This window comes from Chitinophaga sp. CB10, from assembly GCA_001870995.2.
Taxonomy (GTDB): Bacteria; Bacteroidota; Bacteroidia; order Chitinophagales; family Chitinophagaceae; genus Chitinophaga.
The window spans coordinates 120,440-138,450 of the sequence record MLAV02000012.1; the positions used below are offsets into that span (position 1 = coordinate 120,440).

The following is an 18,011-nucleotide window of genomic DNA, read 5'->3' on the forward strand; positions in this document are numbered from 1 at the left end:
GTTTCTATGGTATCACTTTAATGATAAATGCTTTAATGGTACGCTTCTCTTCGTCGAGCGTATGGTTGAATGCCACGAAGGTGGCGGTGTACACGCCCGGCGCCGTATAGAGGTAAGCGTAGCCGGGGAGGTTGGGCTCGTTGATACTCTTGACGCCCACACTAACGTCCCCGGGTACACGCCCTACGTAAAGCGGCTTGGTGATGATCCAGCTGGTGTTGGAAGGAGCCGCCGCGTTGCCGCCGGTAATTTTCAGGTCCGTCGCGGAAGGCGTCCAGCGGGCATTTGCAGGGCTCCATACGTTGCCGTAGCGGGTCCAGTAAGCTACATCCCCACCGATGGTGGAAAGGGACACCGTCTTATCAGGTAATTCATTGTTCACTGCCAGGTCGGTAATAGTCCAGGTTCGTTGGGTCGACCCCGTTACCCCGCTGTATTTAAATGCGATAAAAAGCGAATCGTTAGCATTGGCCACCAGGTCCGTAATATCCGCCGTGCCAAAGGGGACCACCGTTGCGCTGGTGGCGAGCGCGCCGCGGTTGCTGATGTTCGTCCATGCGGCATTGACCACGGAGGCGGAATCCAGCCCGGGGAGCTTGTTGGTAGCCAATACCTGCAGGGTATTCGTCTGCGTGCCAAACTCCGCTTTGCTGGAAAACTTCAGGGTGAGCTTACCCAGCTTATAACCGGCATTGCGGCCGGCGTAGCTTTTGCCCGCTTCCCCGGAATAAAACGCGATGTTGCCGATGCTGCCGCTGAACTGGAAGCGGGTGGTATCTCCCAGCCTGTAGGTAAAGGTATCTGCTACCAGGTGAGCAGGGTCGAGCGCCACGCTGAAGTCCGGCGTGTCCACTTCCATTTTTTTGGAACAGGCGGCCGCGCATACGGCGAAAAATATAAGGAATGATCTTTTCATCATGAATAGTTTTTAGGATTACCAGCCTTCGTTTTGCGTGAGTAAACGGTTCAGGTTTAATTCGTAGGTGGGCTTGGGCAGCAGCACATGGCGCTGCATAATATTGCGTATGCCCTGCAAGCCGTTCGGGTTGCCGGTGGCCGTAACGCCTGCGCCATTGGCAGTGGCCCATACGGCAAAGTTCTGCATGTCCGCCACGAAATTGCCCCAGCGGATCAGGTCCGCCTTGCGCAGGGCTTCAAAACAAAGCTCCCGCATACGTTCATCCTTGATGGCCTGTAAGAATCCTGCCTTATCCAGGCCGGGCGTCAGGTCCGACTCGTTGCCCACCGTAATGGCTGCGGTTGCAGTGGCGGCCTTGCCGGCATAGGTAAATACCGCGCCGGTAACGCCTGCGGAGGATGCGCCGGAAGTATGGGTAGGCGGCGTATTCGTAGAAGTGCCTGCCGTGGTTACGGTGTAGAGGTTGCCGCCGTTCGTAATCTGCATGCCGGCGGTGTAGGTAATACCCGGCGCCCAGAAGGTACCGATCACCACTACCGGCGCGGAGCTGTAGTAGCTGCCCGGCGTCAGCGCGCCCGGTGAACTAAGATAGATACCACTCACGGCATTGCTGGTAATCACCGCATTGGCGGTAGCGCCGCTGCCTCCGCCGCCGGTGATGGTCACCGTTGGCGCGGTGGTGTAACCGCTGCCCGGATTGGTAATGGTGATGGATTTTACCACATTGCCGTTCATGATGCCGTAAGCGCGCCTGCGCACCTGGTTGATGTACGTATAGGCGTTACCGGGGCCGTTCACAAAATTCTCCGCTTCGGCGCGCATCAGCAGGACATCCGAATAGCGGATCATCGGCCAGTTGATATTATAGGTACCGCCGGTGCCATTTGTATTCCGGATGGATTGCGGTACATATTCCCTTCTGAACTTGCCGGCACACATCTGCCATGGATTGGTGCGGGCGGTTTTCACGCGTGGACTGGTGCCGCTGTAGATGTAGTTGGCACAGTTCCAGTCGCGCCGTATATCCAGGGAGGATTTATTGGGCGTAGCGGTATTGGCCGGGTCCACCTCATAGGCATCAAACAGCTTTTTCGTCACCCATACCCAGGCAGCGGAGTTGTACGAGCTGGTATCATTAGCCGTGAGAGCGGATTGTATGCCTACAAAGTTGCCGATATCATTGCCGGATTTATTCACCACGCCGGCGGCCGCGCCGAGGGAGCCCAGCTCCCAGATGTTCTCCTTCACATCGTACCTGTCCTGCGCCAGGTTGATGAATATCTGCCGGTAATCGGGGTTCAATGCATGCAGGCCGGAGTTGATTACCTTGTCGGTATAAGTAATAACGTCCTGGTATTTGGCCGTGTTGTTCTGCGGATAGCCGGCCCAGTAGAGGTACACGCGCGCCAGCATAGCCTGCACCGCGGTAAGCGTCACCACGTCGTTGAACTTGGCTTGCGTAACGGTATAATCTTTCAGCAGGGTTTCCGCTTCCTTCATATCCTTTTCTATCTGCGCGTACACGTCCGCCTGTTTTGCCTGCGGAATGTTCACGTCGCTGATGGCGGGCGTTTTCAATACCACCGGCACATCGCCATAGTTGCTCGTGAGGATGAAGTAGAGGAAGCCGCGGAGGAAGAGGGCCTGGCCTTTGATAATATTGCGGCGGTTTTCGTCCATCGCCGGCTTATTGATATTATCCAGGAGGGTGTTGATGTTGTTGATGCCTACATAGGCGTAGCGCCAGATGCTGGAAACATACACCAGCGAGGCGTCGTAGTTGTAGCGCAGGCCACGGGCGTCGCCATCCGTGGTCCGGTTGGACATAACTTCGTCCGTAGTGGACACGAAGTTGAAGCCCATCACCTGGGCATACAGCTCGGGGCGCATCAGGTCGCCATAGACGCCATTGAGCGCCTGCTGCAACTGGGCTTCTGTATTATAATAATTGTCAGTGGAATAAAAATCCGTGGGCTTGGTGTCCAGGAATTTTTTGCAGGAGGTAAGTCCTGCTATAGCTAAGCATGCGAGGATACTAATACGTTTCATGTGCATCGATTTAGAAGGTGACATTTAAACCTGTTACATAGGACAGCGAGTGCGGATAGGCCGCATAGTCAAAGCCCGGCGAAAGGTTGCTGGGTCTTGCGCTGACTTCAGGATCCATACCGGAATATTTCGTCCAGGTGTAGATGTTTTGCGCGGAGCCGTAGATGCGTAAGCTTTTTATCTTCGCGCGTTTCAGCATGGCCGCGGGGAGGCTGTACCCCAGGGACACCGTCCTTAGTTTCAGGTAGGAGCCATCTTCAATCACCCGGGAAGAGTAAGCCGCATTGCCCATACCTCCTGCGCGGAACATGGTATTGCTGGGGTTCGTGGGCGTCCAGCGGTTGGCGTAAGTGGCAAACTGGTTCAGGTTCGGGTTGTTGACGATACCGCCTTCAAACACGTAGCGGTTGGCGTTGATGATATCGTTGCCGTAGGACCATTGCAACAGGATGTTCAGGTCAAAATTCCGGTAACGGAAATCGTTGCTGAAACCGCCGGTGTGCTTAGGCAGGCCGCTGCCGATGATGGTATAGTCCTGGTTGTTTACCACATTATCCCCGTTCAGGTCCTTGTATTTGATATCACCGGGGCGGATGGCGTTCCTTGCGGAACCATTCGTAGGCACATCGCCTTTGAGCAGATAAGTGCCGTTAGGCATGAGGTCAAAATCACCATACTGGTACACGCCGTCGAACACGAGGCCGTACATTTCGCCCAGGGGCCGGCCCACGACAGAAATGTAGGGGAACAGGCCGGAATAGGTAGTATTGAAGAATGTACCGGAACCGTACAGGATAGACTGCTGGCCTTCTGCCAGGGAGAGTATCTTGTTGCGGTTAAAGCTGATGTTGAAACTACTGTTCCAGGTAAACGCTTTGTTATCTACCACGGTAGCGCCTATGGTGAACTCCAACCCTTTGTTTTCCAGCTTGCCCACGTTCTTGAAACCGGAGGCGCTTTCAATACCGTGCGCATATGGCAGGGCGGCATTCAGCAGCAGGTCCTTCGTGGTGCGGATGTAAGCGTCCACGGTGAGGGTCAGCCTGTTTTTCAGGAAGGCCATATCCAACCCGATGTTTGCCTGTTCGTTGGTTTCCCAGCGTAGGTTTGGATTTCCGGAAGACGTCATTACCGCGCCGATACCCAGCGGTCCGTTACCAACGGAGTACCAGTACTGGTTATTGGTGAGGGAGAGCTGCGGCAAATAGCTGAAATCCCCTACCCTGTTGTTACCGGACGCGCCGTAGCCCAGCCTGATTTTACCATCGGAGATAAAGCTCACCGGTTTCATAAACTCTTCCGCACTGAAACGCCATGCCGCGGAAGCGGATGGGAAGTAGCCCCATTTGTTGCCGGCGGCAAATTTGGAAGAGCCGTCCGCACGGATGGAAGCGCTGAAGAGGTATTTGGAGGCGTAGTCGTAGTTAACGCGCACCGCGCCGGAAGCCATCGTCCAGCGGCTGCTCATGGAAACCAGGGAGGTGTTGGCCGGCGAAGCCAGGTCCAGCGCATCCAGGCCGAGGTCTTCATTCGGCACCTGGTTGGCGGAGAACTTGCGCTGGGAGTTCTTATTGCCCTGCGCTTCCACTACTGCCAGCACCGTCAGGTGATGGTTTTTATTAAACGTCTTGTTATAGGTCAGCGAGTTTTCGGAACGCCAGGTGGATACCGGCCTGAACTCGATGCTGCCGTTCACGCCATTCGAGTTCCATTTACTGCCCGATTGGGTGAGGGAGTTATTGAAGATATCCGTTTCCGTACTTACGCTGTTGATACCGCCAACGATGCGCAGGGTCAGGTCCTTCGTGATGGCGTATTGTGCATAGGCGTTGGCCATGAGGTTGCCCACCTTCGTCATCGTGTATTGGTTCTGGATATTCTGCAGCGGGTTTACGCGATAGTCCTGGTTGTTGGCCAGCTCATTGCCCGGATCATAAAAATCATCGATCAGGTTGGCGGCACTGTCCCGCCCCTTAATGCTGGTCGTGGGCCGGAAGCCCCAAACGGAATACAGCGTGGTGGCGGAGGCGTAGAAGTTGGTAGCCGATACCGGGATACCAAAGGCTTCGCTGTAGGCATAGTTGGCATTGAGGCCTACCTTAAAGCGGCTGCTCACCGTTTGATCCAGCGAAAACCGGCCCTGGTAGCGTTTAAAGCCGCTGTTGATGATAATCCCTTTCTGGTTGTTGAAGTTGCCGGAGAGGGAGTATTTCGTTTTATCGTTACCGCCACGTACGGCAATATCGTGGTTGGTGTTTTGCCCTACGCGGTAGATGTAATCCTGCATGTCGACGGACGCGCGGTTACGGTAGTCCTCCAGCTTTACGCCGCCGGCCAGGTACACGGAATCGTAAATGCCGGGATTCACTTCGCCTACATACTTCACAAAGTCGTAAGCGCTCATGAGCGGAATTTTGGCGGGTATCTGCTGCCAGCCATAGTAGCCGTTGTAGCTCACCTGCGGTACGCCGGTTTTCCCCTTCTTGGTCGTGATGAGGATTACCCCGTTGGAGCCGCGGGCCCCGTAAATGGCCGTGGCGGAAGCGTCTTTCAGGATGTCGATGGACTCGATATCCGCCGGGCTGATGGCGTTGGCGTTGGAGCTTTCCGTCGGGAAGCCGTCGATGACATAGAGCGGAGAGTTGTCCTGCGTGATAGAACCCGCGCCGCGGATGACGATGTTGGCAATGGAGCCCGGCTGCCCGTCGTTACTGGCTACGGCCACACCGGCTACGCGCCCTGCCAGCGCCTCGTCAAATGATTTCACCGGCGCTTTTTCAAATTCTTTCATGTTTACGCTACCGACCGCGCCGGTCAGGTCCTTACGTTTTTGGGTGGCATAACCTACCACCACCACATCGCTGAGCGTGCCCGCCTGTTCGGCCATGCGGATGTTGTACTCCGTACGCCCGTCCAGCGGCTGCTCCAGCCTGGAATAACCGACATAGGTAAATACGAGGGTGCTGCCCGGATTGGCGGCGATGGTGAAGCGCCCGTTGGCATCGGTAGTGGCGCCGGTCTTTTCGTTTTTCACCATGACGGTCACGCCTACCAGCGGCGTCCCGTCTTTGTCTTTTACTACGCCTGCATAATTTTTTTTCTGCTGTGCAATTAGGATAAGTGGAGAAAGCATGATCCACATGACTAATAGTAGTAAATAAATCCCCGGGGAGCGGCGCCTGCGTCCCGCAAAGGTGGCTCGGAAAGTGTTAGTCATAATCGCTGGAATTAGTTGGAAATCCTGGTTGATACACAAATATGTAGTAAGCAGTCCGGAACAGGGGGAGATTATTCTAAATTTATGGGGGGAATTTTATAAATCTCCCTGCAAAACACTGATAATCATACGAATAAAAAACATATATTTGGGTGTGTACAATCCTTATATTTAGTGAATGATTCTGAGATGCCTCCTGCTGATATGCCTGCTATTCCCTACTGTGTTCACCAAAAGTTACGGGCAGGATATTACATTTAATCATCTTACGGTAGAAGACGGGCTATCGCATAACGCGGTATTATCCATCGTGCAGGACCAACAGGGCTTCATCTGGTTCGGCACTCATTATGGGCTGAACCGGTATGACGGACACCGCTTCAAAATCTATCACCAGCAGGCGGCGGATACGACCTCCATACCCGGCAATACCATCATGAGTATGTACCGGGACCGGCACAACAAGCTATGGGTTGGCACCACGGCCGGCCTGGCGCAATACGATCCCATTCATGACCGCTTTATACGCATCCTGCTGGATACGGCGTACACCCCCAATATCAATTGCATCCTGGAAGACAGCAAAGGCCGCTACTGGTTTGGCGCCAACAACGGGCTGTATGTTATCGACGGGCAGCGGACGAAGTTCATTGCGCCGCCGGATATTGCGGGTTATGTGGTGCGCGCGCTGTATGAGGACAAGCAAGGCAATATCTGGGTGGGCACCAATACCGGGCTTACGAAGATCAGCGGCAACCGCTTTGAGCATATACGACGCGTGGACGGATCCGCCAACACGCTTTCCATGAATTTTATCACCGCCATTACTGCCGATTCGCAGGGCCGTCTGTGGTTAGGCACGCAGACCGGCGGAGTGAATATTTACGAGCCGGTGCATGGCCGGTTCACTTTATTATCTCCCCCCACCATTATTAACAATATAATACGACGTGTGACGCCCGACCCGCAGGGGAACATGTGGATAGGCACCCAGGAAGGACTCACCATCATTGACCCGGTAACCATGCGGGCCCGCCACTACCGGCAGGATATGCGGGAACCCGGCGGGTATGGCCTCAGCCAGAACTCCGTCCATAGTATTTACCAGGACAACAGCGGCGCTATGTGGGTGGGCACTTACTTTGGCGGCGTCAATATGGTGCATGCCTACGGCTCATCGTTTACCAACTGGCAAATCCATCCCCCGCTGAACGGCATCAGTAATAATGTGATCAGCAGCATCCTGGAAGATGCGGCGCACAACTACTGGATTGGCACGGAAGGGGGAGGACTGAATTATTTCAATCGCGCCACGGGGAGGTTCACGACCTATAAAAACGATCCCGCCAACCCCGGTAGCCTCGGCAGCAACCTGGTAAAGGTGGTGTATGAAGATAAAGATCACCAGGTATGGATAGCCACGCATGGCGGAGGCCTGAACCTCTTGCAGCAAGGGCGTTTTAAACGGTTCTTCTACAATGCCAAAGACCCCGGGACCTTCTCCCGCGAGGTAACGGCGCTGTTGGAAGATAGCAAAGGCCGCTTCTGGATTGGCGCTAATAACCAGCTGCAGGTCTTCCACCGCCATGGCAGCGAATTGGTAAAGCAGGCAGATTCCACTTTGCCGGGGCCAATGGCCAAACAATCCATCCGCTATATTTTTGAAGACTCCCAACACCGCATACTCATCGGCACCATCAGCTACCTGTATGTCCTGGAAGGCGACAGCCTCCGGCGGCTGCAAAGCGGTTACGTGAACTCCATCCAGGAGGACCACCTGCACCAGATTTGGGTGAGCATGTACTTCGGCGGACTGGTAAAATATTCGCCCGATCTCAAACAATCGGTGCAATACCGGGTAAAAGACGGGCTGCCGAATGACAACGTCATCGGGCTGCTGGAAGACAAACAGCACGCCCTCTGGATCAGCACCTACAATGGGCTGGTGCGCTTCGACCCCGCCCGCAATACGTTCCAGACTTTCACCACCAGCGACGGGCTGGCAGGCAATGCGTTTAACTACAATTCCTTCCTGAAGGACAGCCGGGGCGAGTTCCTCTTTGGCGGTTACAACGGCATCACCAGCTTCTTCCCGGACCGGGTGATGACCAACACCACGCCTTCCCCCCTGCGGTTTACAGGCCTGCGCCTGTTCAACAATCCCGTGGGTATCGGTACGGAGGATCAGCTTTTGCAGCAGGACATCAGTTATACCCGTAGCCTGGCTTTTAAGCATAACCAGGAAGTGTTTACCCTGGAATTTGCCCTGCTCAATTATGTGAAGAGTAATAAAAACCGCTATGCGTATAAGCTGGAAGGGGCCGACAGGGACTGGATTGAAACCACGACTCCCGGTGTCACCTATACGAATTTATCTTCCGGGCAGTACGTTTTCTGGGTCAAAGGCGCCAATAACGACGGCGTGTGGAGCGCGCCGGCGCGGATGGAAATCACCATCCTCCCGCCCTTCTGGCGTACCTGGTGGGCTTATACGCTTTATGTAATCGCTATTGTGGCGTTATTCTTTTTCGTTACCCGCTTCTTTTTCCTGTGGGCCTTGCTCCGGAAGGAAGAAGAATTGCACCAGGTGAAGCTTAACTTCTTCACCCACGTGTCCCACGAGATACGCACGCACCTCACGCTGCTGCTGGCGCCCGTGGAGCGCATGATGGATACCCTCCGCAAGGACGATCCGCTGCAGGGCACGCTGGGGCAGCTGCGCAACAATGCGGACCGGCTGCTGAAGCTCGTCAACGAGCTGATGGACTTCCGCAAGGCGGAAACCAATCACTTACGGTTACACATATACGAACAGGACCTCATCCCTTTCCTGGAACAGATTTACGCCGGCTTCCGGGACCTCTCCATGGAGCGTAACATCCGCATGGAGCTGCGCCATGAGCAGGATGCGGTTTGGCTGTACTTTGACCCCGAGCAGCTGGAAAAAGTATTTTTCAACCTGCTCACCAACGCCTTTAAATTCACGCCGGACGGGGGCCGGATACTGGTGCATGCGGCTGTTACCCGGCAAAACTGCATCATAACGGTAACGGATAATGGAAGAGGCATCGCCCCGGAGTATGTGGACAAGCTGTTCACCAACTTCTTCCAGGTGCAGGACCACGGCCTGCAAAACACCGGCTATGGGATAGGCCTGGCCCTGTCCAAAAATATTGTGGAGCAGCATAAGGGTACGCTGACCGTGCAGAGCGAGCCTTCCACGGCGGAAAAAGAGGGCTGCACGGTATTTACGGTGACCCTGCCGCTGGGCAGCCGGCATTTTGAAGGCAGCATCCATACCGTGGGTACTGCTCCGGCCATGCCCAAACCCGCTACCAAAGCGGTTCCCGTAACGGAAGCAGGCCCGGAAGCGGAGGTCGCGGCGCCGCAGCCGTTCACCATTCTCATCGTGGAGGACAACCCGGAACTGCGGGCGCTGATCAGCCAAACCTTCCGCGGACAATATACCGTGCTGGAAAACGAAAACGGGGCGGATGGCCTTAACACCGCCACCACCCAAATCCCCGACCTGATTATCAGTGATGTGATGATGCCGGAAATGGACGGCCTGGCGTTTTGCAAGGCAATTAAAACCGATGAAAGGACGAGTCATATCCCCGTGATACTGCTGACGGCCAGGAGCTCCCAGGCGGACCACGTGAGCGGGCTGGAAACCGGGGCGGACCTCTACCTCACCAAACCATTCAGCACCAAAGTGCTGGCCCTGAATGTACGCAACCTGCTCACCTCCCGGGAAAAAATGCGGGAGCGGTACAGCCGGCAGTTGCATACTATCACGCCCGCCCCGCCGGAGCCGCTGCCGACCAGCGTGGACAATGCCTTCCTGGAAAAAGTCATCGCCCTGGTGGAGGAACATATGGAGGACCAGGAATTTGGGGTGGACATGCTGGCCCGTAAAGTGGCCATGAGCCAACCCGTGCTGTACAAGAAGCTGAAAGCCGTGACGAATATGTCCGTCAACGATTTCATCAAATCCCTCCGGCTGAAAAAAGCCGCCGCGCTCATACGCACCCGGGAACATACCGTGTACCAGGTATCGTATATGGTGGGGTATAACGACCCGAAATATTTCAGCCGGGAGTTCAAGAAACAGTTCGGGAAAACGCCATCCGAATACGCCGGAACGGCGGAATTATGAAAATTCACCCCATTCATTTAGAATATCCACCCCTGTGCGCCAACGGGTTATAGTAGATTTGTTACAAACCCACTGTTATGAAAATCAAAATTCTACTTATCATGGCCTGGTGCCTGGTGGCGCAGGTAACCCGTGCCCAGACGGAGTACGTCACCATCATGGACCGTATCCGGGCGGAGCTTTTGTCGCAGGCAAGCAACACCACCACGCTGGACAATAACGTGACCAGCACGCTGGCCACCCTGCAGTCCAACGGCTCCTGGCCGGATGTGAATTATGCCTACAGCTCCACTACCTACACCGCGGATGTACACATCAACCGCGTGAAGACTTTTGCCCAGGCGTATTCCAAGCCGGGCAGCAGCTATTACCAGAGCAGCGCGCTGTTTAACGCCATCGTGAGCAGCCTCACTTACTGGAACACTGCCGATCCGCAGAGCTGGAACTGGTACCATAACCAGATTTCCAATCCCCAGCGCATCGGGGAAATCCTGATCCTGCTGGAAACGGCGCCGGCCAGCCTGGGCTCCCTGCGCAGCGCTTTGCTCACGCAAATGAACCGGGGCAACCCCAGCGCGCAAACAGGGGCCAACAAGCTGGATGTGGCCACGCATTTTATGTACCGCGCCTGCCTCACGGCCAACGACTCCCTGATGCAGTACAGTGTGGACCAGGTTTTTTACCCCCTCATGCTCACGACGGCGGAAGGCATCCAGCACGATTACTCCTACCAGCAGCATGGCCCGCAGCTGTATATTTACGGCTACGGCAGCGTGTTCGTGGAAGGGGAAACAAAGATAGCATACTACCTGAGGGGCACGTCGTACGCACTGTCCGGCAGCCGCCTCGCTATTTTCAGCAACTTCGTGCGCAACGGCTTCCTGAAGGCTATGCGCAGCAAGTATATCGACTACGGTACCAACGGCCGCAGCATCAGCCGGGAAAATAACTTAGCCGTGGGCGTTACGGCGCACCTGGAAAAGCTGAAGGTGCTGGATACGGCGAATGTGACGGAATATAACCAGAACATCGCCCGCCTGAACGGGACGCAGCCCCCGGGCTACCTGCTGCCTGACCTGCATACGCACTTCTGGCGGTCCGACTATACCCTGCATCACCGCAGCGGCTACCTCTTTGGCCTGCACCTGACCTCCACCCGTACGGCCAAGCAGGAAAACGGGAACGGGGAAAACCTGAAAGGGTACTACCTCTCCGACGGGTCCACCCATATTGCCATGAACGGGAACGAGTATTACAATATTCCCCCGGTGTGGGACTGGAGCCGTATTCCCGGAACGACGGTACCGTACATAACTACCATTCCGCTGCGCGCCAGCTGGGGCGTGAACTTTGGCACAACGGCATTTGCCGGCGGCGTGTCCGACTCGCTGTACGGCGTTTCCGCGCTGCAGTTCTCCGACTACAATACCCAGGCCCGCAAAGCATGGTTCTTCTTTGACAAGGAAGTGGTATGCCTGGGCGCGGGTATAACGTCAACGGCTACACAGCCCATTAATACAACTGTTAACCAGTGCCTGTTGAACGGTACGGTGAGCGCCAAAGTGAACGGGGCGGTCAGCACGATTGCCAACGGCAGCTATACCTATAATAATAACCTGAAATGGATTACGCATAACGGCGTGGGCTATTACTTCCCCAATGGCGGCCAGTTGCAGCTTACCATGCAATCCCAGTCCGGCACGTGGAGGAGCATTAACAACGGCGGCAGCACTACCGTGCAGAATATGAATGTGTTTACGCTGTGGTTCAACCATGGCACAGCGCCTTCCAACGGAAGCTATGCTTATTATGTATTACCGGGTCAGGATATGAATACCTATGATACGACCGCGGTGCGGGTGTACCAAAATACTTCGGCCATGCAGGTGGTGTACCATGCGGGTTTGAATATCTGGCAGATGGTATTTTACCAGGCGGGTACTTTCCACCAGGATTCCGTCACCGTTACGGTGGACAGGCCTTGTGCGCTCATGCTGCAAAACGTAGGCAGTTCCAATGTAAAAGTAGCGGTAGCCGATCCCGCACAATCCACCCTGCCGGTGAATATTTATTTTAACCTCCCCGGCATTTCACAAACCCGCCAGCTTACGGCGGCGATGCCTTCCGGCGCGTATGCTGGCAGCACGGTGATGTATAACGTGAACGCCAGTACGCCGGTTTACAGCGTGTCTACCGTGGCGGCTGTTGCCGATGCGTATGTACGGGGCGGCAGCGCTTATGCCGGCGTCAATTACGGTACCGGCAGCCTGGTATTGAAGCAGGATGCCAGCATCAGCTATACCCGGGAAGTGTTTTTGAAATTCAATGTAAACGCCCTGCCGGCAGGCGCTACCCGGGTGAAGCTGCGGATGTATGTGAACTATGCGAATACTTCCATTACTACCGTGCCGTGGATCTTGCAATACGTGAGTAACGACAGCTGGACGGAGAGCGGCATCACCTATAACAATATGCCGGCCGCCAGCAGCGCGGTGGATACGGTGATGGGCCGTGCCGCCGGCAATTTTGCGGAGTGGGATGTGACGGATATTGCGCTGGCACAGCAGGCCGGCGATGGCGTGTTATCCCTGAAGCTGGTTTCCGGCCTGGCCGGTTCCACAACGGATGCAATGTTTACCTCCCGCGAAGGGGCGGACAGCACGCAGCGGCCCATGCTGGTTTGCAGCACGGAAAGCGCTGCCATGAGCACGTTTGCAGCCAGCGACAGTAAAATGAGCGGTACAAGCATTTACCCCAACCCGGCGGAGAAATTCATCCGGGTAACGAGTGATAAACCCTGGTTGCAGGCGGAGATCAGGGATGCCAACGGCAAACTCCTGAAGGTGGTGAATGTGGCTAAAAGGGATAATCCGCAATTTGAGATACCCCTGGAAGATGTACAACCGGGGATGTATATACTGGTGTTGCGGGGAAAGGGCAGGCAGTTGGTGCGGAAGATTGTGAAGATATAGGAAGATTTTAAAGTTTTAGTGTAATTTTTAAAAGGTGAACGGCGTGTCATATTTATGATACGCCTTTTTTATGGGATTACGGAGAGAAGGCAAGCCTCCTCTCCTGTTTGGGAAAGTTTTTAATTTTATTTTTTTAGGGGAAAAACTGGCGCCGCATCGCGATAATCTTTCGTCCGGGGGCGAAGAAAGCACAGCAACATGCCGACGGCGGCAAGTATCACTAACGCCATCAGTGCGAAGTCACGTCCGAGGTGGCCGGCATCCGTCGACTTCCCAAGAAAGTCCGTAATCAGCGCCCCGGAAAACACGCCGCCCAGGTTCATCAGCCCGTAAGCCGTAGCGCGGTTCGCCGGCGCTACGAACTGGCAGAGGATAGGCATATTGTTGGCATCGAACATTCCGAAACCCACCCCAAAGCAGAACGCGGCCGCAACGAGGAAGAACGCGCCATTACCCATGCCGAGAAACAGCAATGCCGGGATGGTCAGGCTGAGGCCAATGGCGCTCGTGTAAATCCTTCCCCTGAGGTTTCGCTGCACCCAGCGGTCCGACAACGGCCCGCCGATAGCCACGCCAATCAAGGACGACACGGCGGTGGTGATCGTAGCCAGCGGCCCGGCCTTGCTCATAGGTACATGGAGCGTACCGGCAAACAAGGTAGGCAGCCAGTTTTTAATCGCCCAGCCGGGAATGCTGGGAATGGAAAAGCAAAGGAAGATGACCCAGAAAGGCAGCAGCAGCACAACGAACCTGAGGCCGCTGAAAAATGGGCGTGGCGCGGCATTGTCAGCTTTATGCGCCGGCCTGTATTCCCGGAGGAACAGCAGGAGGACAACGGCATACGCGATGCCTGCCAGCCCAAACCAGTGGAAGGTCAACTGCCAGGAAAACGTAGCGGCCACCGTGGCGCCAAAGCCGCCCAGGGCCTGGCCCATGTACAGACCCGTCATATGTATGCCTACGGCCAGGGAGCGGGTGCTTGACTGGTGATAATCCGCGATCAGGGAAAGGCCCGCGGGGATATATAATGCTTCGCTCACGCCCATGACGGCGCGCAGCCAGTACAATTGGTTAAAGGTGGTCGCGTAGCCCATGAGCAGCGTTACGGCGGACCATACAAACAAACTGCCTACGATGAGGTATTTGCGGTTGATCCGGTCCGCAATCATGCCGCTCACCGGCGACATGAGTCCGTAAATCCACAGGAATACCGCCATAAGCCTGCCGAAGCTGGTAGCGCTTTCCAGCTCGGCGATGCTTTGCTGAATGGCCGGTTTCATGGTGGAGAGCATCTGCCGGTCCAGGTAGTTCAGCAGTGCCACAAACCATAGCAGGCCTACTACCACCCAGGGATAATATTTACTTTTTTTCATAACGTTTTGGTGTTAACGGTTATCGTTTGCCTGCCCATACATGCGGCGTTCTGACGCCGGGCCTCACCTCTCCTCCCGGTAAAATAACCATATTATTCCAGCGGGCCAAAGTAGTGGTAACGGGCGCCCAGTAGCTGCCGTTGGGGTTTGCTGCCGCGTCAGCATGAATGCTGACGGGCAGTTTCCCGCTCAGTAACCATCTATCATGTGAAAGATCGTAGGATATGATTTCAGTGGAAAATCCGGGGTGGTGTTCCTTTAAGCTACCGGCAGCAGCGGCGTCCCTGCCGGAGTCGCCCCCGATGATGCTGAGCAAGCGCTCCGCTCCATAGGCTGGGGAAGGCGCGGCCACTACGGGTTGCGGCAGGTCCGCGCAACGCTGCCAGCCGGCTTCCGGGCGGTAACGCCAGGCGTCCTGCAGGTAGGCGCGTTTGCCCTGATGCAATGCCGCCCCACTGAAGAGGTAGAAATCATCCCCATCAGCGCCGGCTACCGCCAGCATGCGGGCGGGGCCCGGGCATGGAGGCAGGGCTTTCCAGCCGTTGTGCAGGGCTTGCAGGTCCAGCATGTACACATCCGCGGCGGCCGTATCCGCGTCCGGCGTATGGATACCACCGGCCACGTATATACGATTTCCGGCCAGCGCTCCGCTGCAATTGGCCAGCGTTACGGGTAGTGGCGGCAGCGTGTCCGTTTGTACGGCGCCGTGCTGCCAGCGCAGGCGGAACACATCGGCATAGTGACCGCCTGCGTTGCTGCCGCCGATGCATATCAGCCCCTCCTGGTCCACGATGGAAACGCCGTAGCCCAGTGGGCGCGGCAGCTTGCCGGCCAGCTTCCAGGGGCCCTACGGACTTTCCAGCACGTAAATATGATCGTACCAGGTTTTCGTACCCCCGTTCCAGGGAGTGCCGCCGCCGGGGAAGTTGCTCCCGCCGGCTACCAGCAAGGCCCCGTTGGACGTGCCGGCAAAAGAGCCCGCAAACCCCGTGGTATCGGGGATTGCAGGCAGCGTGTCCCAGCGCAGCGATAGCGCCGGGTGGGTTTTACAATGCTCGTTCATCAGCATGGTTAGTATAACGATTAGGAATAGTTTCAGTTTCCTGCACATCTCGCGGGCAATTAAAGGGTGACCTTTGCAGCGCTTACTGATTGCAGCACTTCCGCAAACCGGATCTCCTGCAGGTACTGCGCGATCTTTTCCTGTTGCGATGCATCCAGGGTGGTAAGCGGGAGGCGGCAGGGGCCGAGGTCCGTCCCGAGCAGCTTCATGATGGCCTTTTGCGCAGGGATGGGCGAATACCATCCCAGGCATTGGATCATTTTCACCGCCTCGTATTGCAGGGCCCTTGCGCCGGTGAGATCCCCCTGTTCAAACAATTCCAGTATGCGGAGGTACAGGGGCGCCGCAAACGTGTAGGTGCTGCCGATAGCGCCTTTGGCGCCAACGGAAAGCGCCGGTAGCAGCAGCTCATCGTACCCGAAGAGGATGTCGTATTTACCGTTGCCATAATTCAGGCAGGCCTGGTATTCATGCAAGGTGGCCGCCGTGTATTTGATACCGGCCAGATTGGGAATGCGGTTTTCCGCCAGTTCCAGGAACTCCAGCGGGTTGACGGCCACGCCGGTGATGGCGGGAATGTGGTAGTAGTAGAACGGCAGTGCCGGCGCCGCGGCGGCAATCTGCGCCATACAGTCCACCATATTGCGGGCGGATGCCGGTTTGAAATAGAAAGCCGATACCGCGGAAATCGCGTCCGCGCCTGCTTTTTGCGCATGTGCCGCCAAACGGCGGGCTTCCGCAATGGAGGAATGCCCTACGTGTACCAGCACCAGGCAACGTTTATTGGCTGCCTGTACAAATGCTTCCACGGTGGCCATACGCTCCTCGGCAGTTAAGTTGGGCCCTTCCCCATTGGTACCGCATATAAACACGCCTTTCACGCCCTGTTGCACCAGGTTATCGACGAGGGAAGGAACCAGGGAGAGGTTCAATGAGCCATCTTCATTAAATGTGCTGAACGTAGCAGCGATCAATCCTTGTATTTTCATCATTAGTTATTTCGGGTTATTTTTTTCAGCCATTGCGTATTGAATGTTTTCAGCACCAGGCTATAATTGAATCCTTTGTTGTTGCCGGTATTGGTTTCGTACAGGCAGTAAATGGTACCGTCCTTGCCGGCGGCCATATCGCTATAGCCGGAAGGCCCGCTGTCCAGCACGCGGCGTAGCTGCCAGGTTTTGCCATCATCCAGCGAAACGCTGGCCGTGAGGTTGGCGCGGGGATGTTTTTCGATAGCGCGACTGTCCGGGTTGACGAATACGAGGGCAGGTTTGCCTTGCGGACGCCAGGACGGCACGCTGACGATGCTGGCCATGCAGGTAGGGTCGAACAACTCTTCCGCGTAGCGTATAGGCGTCCACGTGGTAGCGCCGTCCGGACTTTCAGCGAAAGCCCGGCGCCTGGCTGGCGAAGGGTTGCGGATGCTGAGGAGTACGCGGCGGTCCGACAACTCAACGGGCTGGCTTTCGTTCGGATTAGGGATCAATGCAGAGGAATCCGCCACGATAGCGCCCCGATGCCAGGTAGCGCCATAGTCGTCGCTATAAATGGTGGCCACGCAGGAAGGGCTGTGGCTGCGGCGGGGCGCAAGCTTGCGGGAATCCGCCAGCCATACGGCGGCGAGCAGCCGGCCCGATTGCAGCTGTATGCCGTGGCCGGGGCCGGGGGCCAGTACCTTCCAGTTATATCCGGGTTTAAACTGGTCGTAAACGGCAGTGATGTTCACCGGGGCGGACCAGGTTATACCATCGTCTTCAGAACGGATATAGAAAGCGTCCTTATAATCTTTCTGGTACAGGAGGTGGACCACTCCCCTGTCGTCCACGATGGGCGTGGGATTACCCACGGGCGACTGCCGGCTGGTATCCAGCACGGTAATGCCGCTCCATGTTTTACCGCCATCCGTACTCCTGCGCAGGATCAGGTTCATATCAGCCCAATCGCTGGCATTGCCGATCCTGCCTTCGCAGAAGGCCAGCAGCGTTTGTTTGGGCGTGAGCGCCAGCGCGGGAATACGCATGGAGGCGTACTTGCCGTCCGGCTCAAATACAATGCGGGCTTCACTCACGGCGGCGCCGACCGGGTGGCGGGCAGCGTTACAGGCGGACCAGCCCATGGCGGCCGCTATTAGTAGTGATTTGTAAGGTATCCTTATCATTCTCATATAAGTAAATTAATCGGCAGGGCAGGTATTATTTTAACAGGCCTGCTTTGTACAATGCTATCAATTAGCAAGGCAGGCAATGCTTGATCATGCCC

General features: G+C 55.9%; 10 protein-coding genes. 2 read left to right on the forward strand and 8 right to left on the reverse strand.

Translation table 11 applies throughout. From position 1 onward, the window contains the following. Nucleotides 1–4: 4 nt before the first annotated feature. The 3 genes from BOC67_RS17305 to BOC67_RS17315 are packed head-to-tail and all read right to left on the reverse strand — an operon-like array spanning nucleotide 5 to nucleotide 6,185. Nucleotides 5–919 (reverse strand): DUF5017 domain-containing protein, encoded by a 915-nt coding sequence (locus BOC67_RS17305; protein WP_291911905.1) that lies wholly within the window; start codon nucleotides 917–919, stop codon nucleotides 5–7. Between the two features lie 15 nt (nucleotides 920–934). Further along, nucleotides 935–2,968, reverse strand: a complete 2,034-nt coding sequence (locus BOC67_RS17310) for a RagB/SusD family nutrient uptake outer membrane protein (protein ID WP_291911906.1) — start codon at nucleotides 2,966–2,968, stop codon at nucleotides 935–937. 10 nt (nucleotides 2,969–2,978) lie between these two features. Further along, nucleotides 2,979–6,185, reverse strand: coding sequence for a TonB-dependent receptor (locus tag BOC67_RS17315; RefSeq protein WP_291911907.1), 3,207 nt, complete (start codon nucleotides 6,183–6,185; stop codon nucleotides 2,979–2,981). A gap of 178 nt (nucleotides 6,186–6,363) precedes the next feature. Between BOC67_RS17315 and BOC67_RS17320 the strand changes: the two genes are divergently transcribed. Both BOC67_RS17320 and BOC67_RS17325 read left to right on the forward strand, forming a co-directional pair. Further along, a complete protein-coding gene (locus BOC67_RS17320) occupies nucleotides 6,364–10,344 on the forward strand; it encodes a two-component regulator propeller domain-containing protein (RefSeq protein ID WP_291911908.1) in 3,981 nt (1,326 codons plus the stop codon). Nucleotides 10,345–10,421: 77 nt separating this feature from the next. Next, a complete protein-coding gene (locus BOC67_RS17325; protein WP_291911909.1) occupies nucleotides 10,422–13,316 on the forward strand; it encodes a polysaccharide lyase family 8 super-sandwich domain-containing protein in 2,895 nt (964 codons plus the stop codon). Between the two features lie 125 nt (nucleotides 13,317–13,441). Here BOC67_RS17325 and BOC67_RS17330 read toward each other — a convergent pair whose 3' ends face one another. The 5 genes from BOC67_RS17330 to BOC67_RS17350 are packed head-to-tail and all read right to left on the reverse strand — an operon-like array spanning nucleotide 13,442 to nucleotide 17,916. Further along, nucleotides 13,442–14,689 (reverse strand): MFS transporter, encoded by a 1,248-nt coding sequence (locus BOC67_RS17330; protein ID WP_291911910.1) that lies wholly within the window; start codon nucleotides 14,687–14,689, stop codon nucleotides 13,442–13,444. 19 nt (nucleotides 14,690–14,708) lie between these two features. Continuing rightward, complete coding sequence (locus tag BOC67_RS17335; RefSeq protein WP_291911911.1) at nucleotides 14,709–15,479, reverse strand: galactose oxidase; 771 nt, start codon at nucleotides 15,477–15,479, stop codon at nucleotides 14,709–14,711. A gap of 57 nt (nucleotides 15,480–15,536) precedes the next feature. Further along, entirely contained in the window at nucleotides 15,537–15,752 is a 216-nt protein-coding gene (locus BOC67_RS17340; RefSeq protein ID WP_291911912.1) for a hypothetical protein, read from the reverse strand. A 59-nt stretch (nucleotides 15,753–15,811) separates the two neighbouring features. Continuing rightward, nucleotides 15,812–16,744 carry a dihydrodipicolinate synthase family protein gene (locus BOC67_RS17345; protein WP_291911913.1) on the reverse strand — a complete coding sequence of 311 codons (933 nt, stop codon included), beginning with the start codon at nucleotides 16,742–16,744 and terminating at the stop codon, nucleotides 15,812–15,814. Then, nucleotides 16,744–17,916 (reverse strand): exo-alpha-sialidase, encoded by a 1,173-nt coding sequence (locus BOC67_RS17350; RefSeq protein ID WP_291911914.1) that lies wholly within the window; start codon nucleotides 17,914–17,916, stop codon nucleotides 16,744–16,746. Before BOC67_RS17350 ends, BOC67_RS17345 begins: the two co-directional genes overlap by 1 nt. Nucleotides 17,917–18,011: the final 95 nt, after the last annotated feature.